Annotated in this window: 10 protein-coding genes; 8 read left to right on the top strand and 2 right to left on the bottom strand. The window is 51.6% G+C overall.

Going from position 1 to position 13,722, the window contains the following annotated elements:
* Positions 1 to 160 precede the first annotated feature (160 nt).
* On the top strand, positions 161 to 1,255 hold the full coding sequence (gene ompD, locus LA337_11210; protein UBI18210.1) for a porin OmpD: 1,095 nt from the start codon (positions 161 to 163) through the stop codon (positions 1,253 to 1,255).
* Between the two features lie 143 nt (positions 1,256 to 1,398).
* Positions 1,399 to 1,779, top strand: a complete 381-nt coding sequence (locus LA337_11205; GenBank protein UBI18447.1) for a GFA family protein — start codon at positions 1,399 to 1,401, stop codon at positions 1,777 to 1,779.
* On the opposite strand, the gene LA337_11200 is transcribed toward LA337_11205, so the two are convergent.
* The gene (locus tag LA337_11200) at positions 1,780 to 3,267 is read right to left on the bottom strand and encodes an MFS transporter (GenBank protein UBI18209.1); all 1,488 of its coding nucleotides are present in this window, start codon (positions 3,265 to 3,267) and stop codon (positions 1,780 to 1,782) included.
* 117 nt (positions 3,268 to 3,384) lie between these two features.
* Between LA337_11200 and LA337_11195 the strand changes: the two genes are divergently transcribed.
* Positions 3,385 to 3,966: a TetR family transcriptional regulator gene (locus LA337_11195; protein ID UBI18208.1), complete on the top strand. Its 582-nt coding sequence runs from the start codon at positions 3,385 to 3,387 to the stop codon at positions 3,964 to 3,966.
* A gap of 95 nt (positions 3,967 to 4,061) precedes the next feature.
* On the opposite strand, the gene LA337_11190 is transcribed toward LA337_11195, so the two are convergent.
* Entirely contained in the window at positions 4,062 to 5,081 is a 1,020-nt protein-coding gene (locus tag LA337_11190; GenBank protein UBI18207.1) for a hypothetical protein, read from the bottom strand.
* Between the two features lie 497 nt (positions 5,082 to 5,578).
* On the opposite strand from LA337_11190, the gene LA337_11185 reads away from it, so the two are divergent.
* The 5 genes from LA337_11185 (at position 5,579) to narI (ending at position 13,704) form a co-directional block, all read left to right on the top strand.
* Entirely contained in the window at positions 5,579 to 6,964 is a 1,386-nt protein-coding gene (locus LA337_11185; GenBank protein ID UBI18206.1) for a NarK family nitrate/nitrite MFS transporter, read from the top strand.
* An 86-nt stretch (positions 6,965 to 7,050) separates the two neighbouring features.
* Positions 7,051 to 10,791 carry a nitrate reductase subunit alpha gene (locus LA337_11180; GenBank protein ID UBI18205.1) on the top strand — a complete coding sequence of 1,247 codons (3,741 nt, stop codon included), beginning with the start codon at positions 7,051 to 7,053 and terminating at the stop codon, positions 10,789 to 10,791.
* Complete coding sequence (narH, locus tag LA337_11175; GenBank protein UBI18204.1) at positions 10,788 to 12,332, top strand: nitrate reductase subunit beta; 1,545 nt, start codon at positions 10,788 to 10,790, stop codon at positions 12,330 to 12,332. Before LA337_11180 ends, narH begins: the two co-directional genes overlap by 4 nt.
* A complete protein-coding gene (gene narW, locus LA337_11170) occupies positions 12,332 to 13,027 on the top strand; it encodes a nitrate reductase molybdenum cofactor assembly chaperone (GenBank protein UBI18203.1) in 696 nt (231 codons plus the stop codon). The genes narH and narW overlap by 1 nt, the downstream gene beginning before the upstream one ends.
* Entirely contained in the window at positions 13,024 to 13,704 is a 681-nt protein-coding gene (gene narI / locus LA337_11165) for a respiratory nitrate reductase subunit gamma (GenBank protein UBI18202.1), read from the top strand. Before narW ends, narI begins: the two co-directional genes overlap by 4 nt.
* Positions 13,705 to 13,722: the final 18 nt, after the last annotated feature.

Here is a 13,722-nt window from a genome sequence, read left to right as displayed (position 1 = left end):
AGATCTGGATCACACAACTTCAAATATTTCGCAATAATATGAAACTTATTATTGAACTTATACCACTGCGTCATTTAAAAATAGTTTGCCATTGACGAACCCATTCGTTTAGCAATGGTTTAGGAAACACACCAAGAAAAAATTATAAGGATTATTTAGAATGAAACTTAAATTAGTTGCAGTGGCAGTGACTAGCCTGTTGGCGGCAGGTGCGGTAAACGCAGCTGAGGTATATAACAAAGACGCAAACAAACTGGATATCTACGGTAAAGTTCACGCTCAGCATTACTTCTCTGACGACAACGGCAGCGATGGCGACAAAACCTACGCGCGTCTGGGCTTCAAGGGCGAAACCCAGATCAACGACCAACTGGTTGGTTTCGGTCAGTGGGAATATGAATTCAAGGGCAACCGTTCTGAAGATCAGGGTTCCGAAGCAGACAAAACTCGTCTGGCATTCGCTGGCCTGAAATTCGCTGAATACGGTTCTTTCGACTACGGTCGTAACTACGGCGTAGCATACGACATCGGCGCATGGACCGACGTTCTGCCAGAGTTCGGTGGCGATACCTGGACCCAGACTGACGTCTTCATGACCCAGCGTGCTACTGGCGTTGCAACCTATCGTAACACCGACTTCTTCGGTCTGGTTGAAGGTCTGAATTTTGCCCTGCAGTACCAGGGTAAAAACGACCGTAGCAACGACAAAGAAGCTAACGGTGACGGCTTCGGTCTGTCTACCACTTATGAGTACGAAGGCTTCGGTGTAGGTGCAACCTATGCGAAATCTGACCGTACTGATTCTCAGAACAACCACAATGGTCTGTTCAAAGCTGACGGTAAGAATGCTGAAGTTTGGGCTGCTGGCCTGAAATATGATGCGAACAACATCTACCTGGCAACTACCTACTCTGAAACCCGTAACATGACTACCTTTGGTGGTACTGTTAACGGTAGTAAGATCAATGGTATTGCAAATCAAGCACAGAACTTTGAAGCTGTTGCTCAGTACCAGTTCGACTTCGGTCTGCGTCCGTCCATCGCTTACCTGAAATCCAAAGGTAAAGACATTGCATTCTTCGGCGACCAGGATCTGGTTGAATACGTAGACCTGGGTGCTACCTACTACTTCAACAAAAACATGTCTACCTTCGTTGATTACAAAATCAATCTGCTGGACGACAACAACTTCACCCGCGCTGCCGGTGTAAGCACTGACAACATCGTGGCTGTTGGTCTGAACTACCAGTTCTAATTTTGTTGTAGCCTGAATAAAAAGCCAGTCCTTCCAGGGCTGGCTTTTTCTCTTAATGTAGACTCGGTCATAAGGAGTATGCCGTGCAGACATTCACTGGTCGTTGTCTTTGCGGACAGAGTCATTTTACCGTCGACGTCGAAATGCTGGATGTCTATGCCTGCCATTGCACCCTGTGCCAGAAGTGGTCGGGCGGCATCGCTATGTATCTGGAAGCCAGCAGTCATCCGCTGATGTCGCCAGATTCAGCAGAACCTGCGCACTTTCCTTCTTCAAATCGTGGTGAACGTTTCTTTTGTTCTGGTTGCGGGTGCCCGCTGTGGTTTACCCTGACGGGCAGCGATCGCTATTTTGTGCCGTGGACGCTGCTGGAGCTTAATGAGGTAGATCGCCGCCGCCTGGTGTTAGCGGCAGAGATCTATACGGAAACGCAGCCCGCATTCTGGAGACTGACGGGGCAATACGCTCGACTCAGTGGGAAAGAAGTCGAAGAGATGGATTACCCCTGTCATTTAGCTCATTAGTTATTGACGCTGTACCTTTGCCAGACTGAACCACATTCCTACCGCTAATACGATAAGCATGCTGCCGGCGCTGCTTAAGGCTACGCTGTGCGACCAGGTAAAGGCTTCTTTAGCAGCCGACAGCAACGCCTCACTCAGCGACGATGGGAGCGAATGCGCCAACTGCACCGCCTCACCCATTGACGATGAGGCTCGTTCTATCTCCTGCGGATTAAGGCCAACTGGCGGCAGAATCGAGGCTGAAAAGCTGCGGCTTAACAGCAAACCAAAGATAGCGATCCCAAGCCCGGCGCCCAGTTCATAAGCCATCGTCTCAATGGCGCCCGCGGCTGCGGCTTTTTCTGCCGGAGCTGCCGCCATGATAGCCGCCGTTGAAGCCAGAAGCGCACTGGCGGCGCTGAAGCCGAGCAAAGCCATCAAAATCCAGGCTTGTACCTGTTGGCTACTGAAATCCGTCATCGCCAGGCCGTAAAAGCTAACGGCGCTCAGCGCCATGCCCGCCGTGGCCACACACCGTAATCCCAGACGTGACACCAGCATGCCGGCAATCGGTCCGCTGAAGCCGCTTGCCAGCATCACCGGCAGCATAAAAAGGCCCGCCTGATAAGGCGTTAAACCATGAACAAACTGTAGCTCCTGAGCCATCAGTAACTCGAACCCTACCAGAGTTATCATCGCGGTCATCGCCATCACTACGCCGCTTAAGATAATGCGATGCGTGAACAACCGCATATCAATCATCGGGCGGGAAGCAGCTAGCTGGATACGGACAAACTGCCACAACAATAAAGCGCCGGTTAACAACGTCAGCGCGATCGCAACGGTCGCCGTATGCCCTTTCAGGGCGGTTTTAGCGCTGTAGACCAGCAGCAGAATGGCGACAATCAGCATTATCGCATGACCAAAATTTAACGATTGATCGCGACGTCCGGCCTGACGCGGCACTAAGCGTGCAGTTAAGGCCATTACCACCAGGACAATCGGCACATTAATTAAGAACACGGATCCCCAGTAGAAGTGCTCCAGCAGCATCCCGCCAACGAGTGGGCCAAATGCCGCACCGCCAGAACCGACCGCGGCCCAGACGCCGAGCGCCATATTACGATGCCGTTGCTCTGCGAACGTGGCGCGAATCCCCGCAAGCGTTGCCGGCACAATCATCGCCGCGCCAATCGCCAATACCGCCCGGGTGGCTATCAGCCAGCTTGCGCTGTGGGCAAAAGCGGCCGCCAGCGATGCGAGACCAAACAGTCCAGCGCCTAACAGCAGCAGGCGTTTAAAGCCGATGCGATCGCCCAGCGCGCCCATTGGCAATACCATACCGGCCATTACCAGGGAATAAATATCAATGATCCACAGCAGCTCGTTACCACTGGCACCCAGCGTCATACTCAGCGTGGGCGCGGCAACGTGCAGCACCGTTGCATCAATCGCAACAGGGATGTAGACCAGCACAATAATGACTAACGTTAACCACTGACGAAACATAAAACTCCCTAACGAAACTTAAACTGGACACACGTCCAACTTGAGCGATCCTACGGAAAATTGAACATATGTCCAACTTTTTGTTAGACTGCGTGATACACGAGTACAGGAGGAAAGATGAGCTATCTGAATCGGGATGAACGTCGGGAAGTTATTCTGCAGGCGGCCATGCGTGTCGCGCTTGAGGAAGGGTTTACCGCGATGACGGTGCGACGCATTGCATCTGAAGCACATGTGGCAACGGGCCAACTACACCACCACTTTGCCTCTGCCGGCGAACTTAAATCCCAGGCATTTGTACGTCTGATCCGTACCCTGCTCGATGCGGAACTGGTCAGTGAAAATGCCAGTTTTCGTGAGCGACTGCATGCCATGCTGGGCAGCGAAGATGGCGGATTCGAACCCTATATTAAGCTATGGCGTGAAGCGCAGGTTGTGGCGGGTAAAGATCCAGAAATCAAAAGCGCCTACCTGTTGACCATGCGGATGTGGCACGAAGAAACCGCCAACATCATCACTCAGGGACAGAAAGCCGGTGAGTTTTCCTCCACCCCAGATGCTGCCGACGTCGCCTGGCGCTTAATCGCATTGGTCTGCGGTCTGGATGGTATGTACATATTAGGCATTGAGGAAATGGCCGATCCTGCATTCGATCGCCATCTTGACCGTATGATTACGCTGGAACTTCTTCCATCATGAGCGCCGCACCACTACATAACCCGCTCAAAAGCGACGAACTATTTCATCTCATGGATGATACGTTCAATCACCAGAAGTTACTTTGTATGATAATGCTATTCTTGTGGTATCCATTCAGGGTTTATTGTAAATCTACCAACCCGTGCTAGCTGAACTGCAGAACTCCATTTTTTATCGATTTCCGGAGCTGCTTGTTTAATCAGCTTAGCGCATTTATCGTGTATTACCCCACCAAAATCATTCAATCCTGAAACGACTTCAGTATTAGGGATATCACCGAAATTAAAATAGATACTTTGTGCATCGATATTATAAGTCATTGGTAATGATTGAGTGAGAATGTCATTGCTTTCTTTAAATTTTGTTAAAAAACCATCGCCAAATACTGTTTTGTGAGGATAAGTGGCACCTTTAAGTTCCAGACCAACGTTTACGTAGCGGCGGAGGCCATTTTCGTCTTTGATATATTTATCTAATTGTGTTGGCGACATCGCACTGGCGATATTTTCCGGAATATCGTGTGATGTGATATATGGAAACGGTTTATCAATGATAAAATCATTTAACCTTTTGGTTAATGGTACGGTCAGTTGGCAGTATACCTTTGGGTTAAAGTCGCTATAGGGATCCGTATATCCCGTAATACTTATTTTCTGAGTATAGACAGAAACTTCCGCTTTTTCCCAGTTCAAACTCGTAGACTGGCTGCCATTTTTCTCCATGCCAGCTCTTTGTACAACATTAAGCAAATCTCTTTCACTCGCATCTTTCGCATTGGCTATATTAGTAAAGTTGACGGTTAAATTTGTATTCCGGGCATCTTTTAATCGTTCAACGTTTGATACCAACGATTCCAATTGTTCTTGAGTGTAGCCCTTATCTACTAACGTTACATAAAAAAAATGGTCATTACCTGAACTTTCTAATTCAGAAACTTCAATATCTTTTGAAGTCAAATTTTGATCAGCGCTGGTTATTAATGAAACAATATAGCTTTTATTAAAGCTGCCTTCTGGATTTATCCACTCACCTTTAATCTCTGCTTCTTTGCAACCAATTAAAAACAATGGAATAGATAACGATAAGAGATTTTTTTTGAAATTTAAAGAAAGCATTTCATATCCTTTTTTGAACGCCGTTAATTTCATGTCAACTGAAATTATTTTATCATGTAAATTACCATATAAATATTTTAAAACTATGTGGATGTGAAAAATCAGAATATATCAATAATTGGACTGATCTTGAGATACCGTGACACCTCTTTCTCCTGCCCGCAACGAAGTGGATACTCAAAAGTAAAACAGTAATCAAACTCTGACGAAAAAGAGATGTGTCTTGATAACCTAGCCCTACATCACAACCTTGATCACATGTTGGCACTGAAGTTATGTAACTGATGTTAGAGATGTATTCATAATGCACTTTTTATGTTTACAATTGGTAACACTTAAGCAGCATGTAATTCTCCCATCACGCCGCGTTATTGCGCTTTTTTATCTATTCTTTCAGTCAATATTCCTAAAACTTTTCAATAGTTTCTAAAAAGAAGCCGCGCGGCGCTGCATGCGTTTATTTCTTTTTCATGAACGGCATGTGCATGGAGAATAATATGTCATCATCAAATGAGAAAAATAATCGTTATCTTTTAACTGACTGGAAACCAGAGAACCCCGGCTTTTGGGAAAACAAAGGCAAGCACATTGCACGCAGAAACCTATGGATATCAGTGAGTTGCTTGCTGCTTGCTTTCTGCGTCTGGATGTTGTTCAGCGCCGTTGCCGTCAATCTGAATAAAATAGGCTTTAATTTCACCACCGACCAACTGTTTTTATTAACGGCATTGCCCTCTCTTTCTGGTGCAATATTGCGCGTTCCCTACTCCTTTATGGTACCTATATTTGGTGGGCGCCGTTGGACCATTTTCAGTACGATCATTCTGATTATTCCCTGCGTCTGGCTCGGATTTGCCGTGCAAAATACCGCTACTCCGTTTGGCGTATTTATTATTATTGCGCTGATGTGTGGTTTTGCTGGCGCTAACTTTGCCTCCAGCATGGGCAATATCAGCTTTTTCTTCCCCAAAGCGAAGCAAGGCAGTGCGTTAGGCGTAAACGGCGGTCTCGGAAACCTCGGCGTCAGCGTAATGCAGTTGATTGCGCCTTTGGTTATCTTTCTGCCCATCTTTACCTTTTTGGGCGTTCAGGGCGTACCGCAAGCTGACGGCTCGTTATTGTCGCTGGCCAATGCCGCATGGATTTGGGTGCCGTTACTGCTGATAGCCACCGTGGCGGCAGGTATGGGAATGAACGACATTGCCAGTTCGAAGGCTTCGATCGCTTCCCAATTACCGGTCCTCAAGCGTTTTCATCTGTGGTTATTAAGCCTGCTGTATCTTGCCACCTTCGGTTCATTTATCGGTTTTTCTGCAGGTTTTGCCATGCTGGCAAAAACCCAGTTTCCTGACGTGAATATCCTGCAACTGGCGTTCTTCGGCCCTTTCATCGGCGCGCTTGCGCGATCGGCGGGCGGCGTTATCTCTGACAAGTTCGGCGGTGTACGCGTCACGTTAATTAACTTCATCTTTATGGCGCTGTTTAGCGCCCTGCTGTTTCTCACCCTGCCAGGATCAGGCGAAGGGAACTTTGTCGCTTTCTACCTGGTGTTTATGGGATTGTTCCTGACCGCGGGTCTGGGAAGCGGGTCGACCTTCCAGATGATTGCGGTGATCTTTCGCAAAATCACGATTTACCGGGTGAAGCTGCATGGTGGTACCGAAGAGCAGGCTCAACGTGAAGCGGTAACCGATACCGCCGCCGCCCTGGGATTCATCTCAGCCATTGGCGCTGTAGGGGGCTTCTTCATCCCTAAAGCGTTTGGCTCATCACTGGCGTTGACAGGCTCTCCGGTGGGTGCCATGAAAATATTCCTCGTGTTTTACATCGTCTGCGTGCTGGTGACCTGGCTGGTCTATGGCCGTAAATCACAAAAAAAATAACGAAATGGATACCGCAGGATCGGACATTCGGCCAGGCCGGGAGTTCGATTCACCGTCGGCAATATTATCGAAGCAGGAGTTATGTCATGAGTAAACTGTTAGACCGCTTTCGCTACTTTAAACAAAAGGGCGATACGTTTGCCGAGGGGCACGGGCAAGTGATGCACACCAACCGGGACTGGGAAGACAGTTATCGTCAGCGCTGGCAGTTCGACAAAATTGTGCGTTCTACCCACGGTGTTAACTGTACCGGCTCATGCAGCTGGAAAATCTACGTCAAAAATGGACTGGTAACCTGGGAAACGCAGCAAACCGACTACCCACGAACCCGCCCTGACTTGCCAAATCATGAACCCCGCGGCTGCCCGCGCGGCGCCAGCTATTCCTGGTATCTTTACAGCGCCAACCGCCTGAAGTATCCGCTGGTGCGTAAACGTCTGATAGAACTGTGGCGCGATGCCCTGTCCCGCCAGCCCGATCCGGTGCTGGCCTGGGAATCCATTATGAACGACCCGCAAAAATGCCAGAGCTACAAGCAGGTACGCGGGCGCGGAGGTTTTATCCGCTCCAACTGGAAAGAGCTTAATCAGTTGATTGCCGCCGCTAACGTCTGGACAGTGAAAACCTATGGCCCGGACCGCGTGGCTGGATTCTCCCCGATCCCTGCGATGTCGATGGTCTCCTATGCTGCAGGTACACGCTATCTCTCGCTACTGGGCGGAACCTGCCTGAGTTTCTATGACTGGTACTGCGACTTACCGCCCGCCTCACCAATGACCTGGGGTGAGCAAACCGATGTGCCAGAATCCGCCGACTGGTATAACTCCAGTTATATCATCGCCTGGGGCTCTAACGTGCCGCAGACCCGTACCCCAGATGCGCACTTTTTCACCGAAGTACGCTACAAGGGCACCAAGACGATTGCCATTACACCGGATTACTCGGAAGTCGCTAAACTGTGCGACCAGTGGCTGGCACCTAAGCAAGGCACCGACAGTGCGCTGGCGATGGCAATGGGCCACGTCATCCTGAAAGAGTTCCACCTCGACAATCCCAGCGATTATTTCCTCAATTACTGTCGTCGCTATACCGATATGCCGATGCTGGTTTTACTGGATGCCCGGGAAGATGGCAGCTATGTGCCTGGACGCATGATGCGCGCCTCAGACCTTGTCGATGGTCTGGGTGAAAGCAACAATCCGGAGTGGAAAACGGTAGCCTTTAACAGTGCTGGCGAACTGGTTGTCCCGAACGGATCTATCGGTTTTCGCTGGGGTGAGCAAGGCAAATGGAACCTGGAACCCCTGGCGGCTGGCGCGGAAACTGAGCTTACTCTCTCGCTGCTCGGTCAGCATGATGAAGTGACCGGCGTGGCATTCCCCTATTTTGGCGGAAATGAAAACCCGCATTTTCGCAGCGTAAAACAAGAACCGGTGCTGATCCGTCAACTGCCGGTAAAACATCTTACCCTCGCCGATGGCAGCCGTTGCCCGGTGGTGAGCGTCTATGATCTGGTATTGGCGAATTACGGCCTCGACCGTGGTCTGGATGACGTTCATAGCGCGCAAGATTACAGCGAAGTGAAAGCCTATACCCCTGCCTGGGGCGAGCAAATTACCGGCGTGCCACGCCGTCATATCGAACAAATCGCCCGCGAGTTTGCCGATACGGCGCATAAAACGCATGGCCGTTCGATGATCATTCTCGGGGCTGGCGTCAACCACTGGTATCACATGGATATGAACTACCGTGGCATGATTAACATCCTCGTGTTCTGTGGATGCGTGGGGCAAAGCGGCGGTGGCTGGGCGCACTATGTGGGCCAAGAGAAACTGCGACCGCAAACAGGTTGGTTACCGCTGGCCTTTGCGCTCGACTGGAACCGACCACCCCGTCAGATGAACAGCACTTCGTTTTTCTACAACCACTCCAGCCAGTGGCGTTATGAAAAACTCACCGCGCAAGAACTCCTCTCTCCGCTGGCCGATGCGTCGAAGTTTACCGGACATTTGATTGACTTTAACGTGCGTGCAGAAAGGATGGGCTGGCTGCCGTCCGCGCCGCAGCTTAACCTCAACCCACTGACCGTTAAAGCAAAAGCCGAACAGGCGGGGCTGTCTCCTGCGCAATACACCGCCCAGGCGCTGAAATCGGGGGATATTCGTTTTGCCTGCGAGCAGCCGGATAGCGGTAGCAACCATCCGCGCAACCTCTTCGTCTGGCGCTCTAACCTGCTCGGCTCCTCCGGTAAAGGGCATGAATACATGCTCAAGTATTTACTGGGTACCGAAAGCGGGATCCAGGGGGAAGCGCTTGGCTCAAGCGAGGGTATCAAACCTGAAGAGGTTGAATGGCAGTCGGCGGCGATAGAGGGCAAACTTGATCTGCTGGTCACGCTCGATTTCCGTATGTCGAGCACCTGCCTGTTCTCCGATATCGTTTTGCCAACCGCTACCTGGTATGAAAAAGACGATATGAACACCTCGGATATGCATCCGTTTATTCATCCGCTGTCGGCGGCGGTCGATCCCGCCTGGGAATCGAAGAGCGACTGGGAAATTTATAAAGGCATCGCCAAAGTATTCTCTGAAGTTTGCGTCGGACATCTTGGACAAGAAACGGATGTGGTATTGCAACCGCTGCAACACGACTCCCCGGCAGAGCTGGCGCAGCCGTTTGACATTCTGGACTGGCGCAAAGGCGAATGCGATCTTCTTCCTGGGAAAACGGCGCCCAATATCGCCGTTGTGGAACGCGACTACCCTGCCACCTACGAACGCTTTACTTCACTTGGTCCACTCATGGACAAGCTCGGCAACGGTGGGAAAGGCATAGCGTGGAATACCCAGGCGGAAGTCGATTTCCTCGGCAAGCTTAACTACACCAAGCGCGAAGGTCCGGCGAAAGGAAGACCGCTAATTGACACCGCGCTGGATGCCTCTGAGGTGATCCTTGCCCTGGCGCCGGAAACGAACGGTCAGGTGGCGGTGAAAGCCTGGGAAGCGCTGGGGGCGATGACCGGACGCGACCATACGCATCTGGCGTTGAACAAAGAAGACGAGAAGATCCGTTTTCGCGATATTCAGGCCCAGCCGCGCAAAATCATCTCCAGCCCTACCTGGTCTGGGCTGGAAAGTGAACATGTCTCTTATAACGCTGGCTATACCAACGTCCATGAGCTGATCCCCTGGCGTACCCTGTCCGGTCGCCAGCAGTTGTATCAGGATCACGCATGGATGCGTGCGTTTGGTGAAAGTCTGGTGGCGTATCGCCCGCCTATTGATACCCGCAGCGTCAGCGAAATGCGCGAAGTTCCGCCTAACGGCTTCCCGGAAAAAGCGCTCAACTTCCTGACCCCACACCAGAAATGGGGGATCCACTCTACCTACAGCGAAAACCTGCTGATGCTGACGCTGTCACGTGGCGGACCCATTGTCTGGATCAGCGAGACCGATGCCAAAGAGTTGGGCATTGAGGATAACGACTGGATTGAAGCCTTCAACGCCAACGGCGCGCTTACCGCGCGTGCAGTGGTGAGTCAACGCGTGCCGCCGGGAATGACCATGATGTATCACGCTCAGGAGCGAATCATGAATATCCCCGGCTCGGAAGTCACCGGAATGCGTGGCGGGATCCATAACTCGGTCACCCGCGTCTGCCCGAAACCCACGCATATGATTGGCGGCTATGCGCAACTGGCATACAGCTTCAACTATTACGGCACGGTCGGCTCTAACCGCGATGAGTTCATCATGATTAGAAAAATGAAAAATATTAACTGGCTGGATGATGAAGGTCGCGATCAGGTACAGGAGGCGAAAAAATGAAAATACGCTCACAGGTAGGCATGGTTCTTAATCTGGATAAGTGCATCGGCTGCCACACCTGCTCCGTTACCTGCAAAAACGTCTGGACCGGACGTGAAGGGATGGAATACGCGTGGTTTAACAACGTCGAGACCAAACCGGGTATAGGTTATCCGAAGAACTGGGAAGATCAGGAAGAGTGGCAAGGCGGCTGGGTTCGCGATGTTAACGGCAAAATAAGACCGCGTCTGGGCGGCAAGATGGGCGTAATCACCAAAATTTTCGCCAACCCGGTGATCCCGCAAATTGACGACTACTATGAACCGTTTACCTACGATTATCAGCATCTGCATAGCGCGCCGGAAAGCAAGAATCAGCCCACCGCACGTCCGCGCTCGCTGATTGATGGTAAACGGATGGACAAGATAATCTGGGGTCCCAACTGGGAAGAGCTGCTGGGCGGCGAGTTCTCAAAACGCGCCCGCGACCGTAACTTTGAGAAAATGCAAAAGGAGATGTACGGGCAATTCGAAAACACCTTCATGATGTATTTACCGCGCCTGTGCGAACATTGCCTGAACCCAAGTTGCGTCGCCACTTGCCCGAGTGGTGCCATCTATAAGCGTGAAGAAGATGGCATCGTGCTGATCGATCAGGACAAATGTCGCGGCTGGCGCTTGTGCATCAGCGGTTGTCCGTACAAAAAAATCTACTTTAACTGGAAGAGCGGTAAGTCTGAGAAGTGCATTTTCTGCTACCCGCGTATTGAGTCTGGCCAGCCGACGGTATGTTCGGAAACCTGCGTTGGACGTATTCGTTATCTCGGCGTATTGCTGTACGACGCCGACCGTATTGAAGAAGCGGCCAGCACCGAGCATGAGACCGATCTCTATGAGCGTCAGTGCGATGTGTTCCTTAATCCGCACGACCCGGCGGTCATTGAAGAAGCGTTAAAACAAGGTATTCCGCACAACGTCATCGAAGCGGCCCAACGTTCGCCAGTTTACAAAATGGCGATGGACTGGAAGCTGGCGCTGCCGCTGCACCCGGAATATCGCACCCTGCCGATGGTCTGGTATGTTCCGCCGTTGTCACCGATTCAGTCGGTCGCTGATGCGGGCGGGCTGCCGCACAATGGCAACATTCTTCCTGCGGTTGAATCACTGCGAATTCCGGTTCAGTACCTCGCCAACATGCTAAGCGCAGGCGATACCGGTCCGGTGCTACGCGCGCTCAAACGGATGATGGCCATGCGCCACTATATGCGCGCGCAAACCGTCGAAGGCGTGACGGACACCCGCGCGATTGAGGAAGTGGGTCTGAACGTTGAGCAGGTTGAGGAGATGTACCGCTATCTGGCCATCGCCAACTATGAAGACCGCTTCGTGATCCCAACCAGTCACCGTGAAATGGCGCGTGACGCCTTCCCGGAGAAAAATGGTTGCGGGTTTACCTTTGGTGACGGCTGCCATGGTTCAGATACCAAATTCAACCTGTTTAACAGCAGTCGTATTGATGCCATCGACATCACCGAAGTGCGCGATAAAGCGGAGGGGGAATAATGCAAATCCTGAAGGTTATCGGCCTGCTGATGGAATATCCCGACGAGCTGCTGTGGGAGTGTAAAGACGAGGCGCTGGCGCTTGTGGCCAGCGATGCCCCTATGCTTACCGAATTTAGCCAGGGGTTGCTCAATGCGCCACTGCTGGATAAACAAGCCGAATGGTGCGAAATATTCGACCGGGGCCGGGCCACCTCTCTGCTGTTGTTTGAACACGTCCACGCCGAGTCCCGTGATCGGGGCCAGGCGATGGTTGATCTGCTGGCACAGTACGAAAAGGTCGGGCTACAGCTTGACTGCCGCGAACTGCCGGATCATTTGCCGTTGTATCTGGAGTATCTGAGCGTGCTGCCGGAGGCCGAGGCCAAAGAAGGACTGCAGAACGTCGCACCGATTCTGGCGTTACTGGGTGGGCGCTTAAAACAGCGCGATACACCGTGGTATCAACTGTTCGACGCCCTGCTGCTGCTTGCCGGAAGCCCTCTTTCAAGTGACAGTGTCACTAAGCAGGTTGGCGCGGAAACCCGCGATGATACCCGTCAGGCGCTGGATGCAGTCTGGGAAGAGGAACAGGTGAAGTTTATCGAAGATAACGCCACCGCCTGCGACAGTTCACCGTTACAAAACTATCAACGACGCTTTAGCCAGGACGTGGCGCCGCAGTATGTCGACGTCAGCGCGGGAGGCCCGAAATGATACAGTACCTGAACGTCTTTTTTTACGATATCTACCCGTATCTGTGTGGGACGGTGTTTATCCTCGGCAGTTGGCTACGCTATGACTACGGGCAATACACCTGGCGCGCCTCTTCCAGCCAGATGCTGGACAAACGCGGTATGGTATTATGGTCCAACCTGTTCCACATCGGCATTCTGGGGATCTTTTTCGGACACCTGTTCGGCATGTTAACGCCGCACTGGATGTATGCCTGGTTCCTGCCGATTGCGGTAAAGCAACAGATGGCAATGATTGCCGGTGGGCTATGCGGCGTGCTAACGCTGGTTGGTGGCGCAGGTTTGCTGGTGCGCCGTCTGACCAACCCGCGTATTCGTGCGACATCTTCCACCGCCGATATTCTGATCCTCTGCGTTCTGTTGATTCAGTGTATCCTCGGCTTAACCACCATCCCGTTCTCTGCGCAACATCCAGACGGCAGTGAAATGCTGAAACTGGTCGGTTGGGCCCAGTCGGTGGTGACCTTCCAGGGCGGCGCATCTGCGCATCTGGATGGCGTGGCGTTGATTTTCCGTGTGCATCTGGTTCTTGGGATGACTATCTTCCTGCTGTTCCCGTTCACTCGCCTGGTCCACGTCTGGAGTGCACCGTTTGAGTACTTTACCCGTCGCTACCAAATAGTGCGTTCCCGCCGATAATTTCCTCTGCTGCCCGGT

This window comes from Citrobacter europaeus (assembly GCA_020099315.1).
Classification (GTDB): Bacteria; Pseudomonadota; Gammaproteobacteria; order Enterobacterales; family Enterobacteriaceae; genus Citrobacter; species Citrobacter europaeus.
The sequence above is the reverse complement of the archived record's forward strand: the minus strand, read 5'-3'. Positions and strand labels throughout refer to the sequence as shown.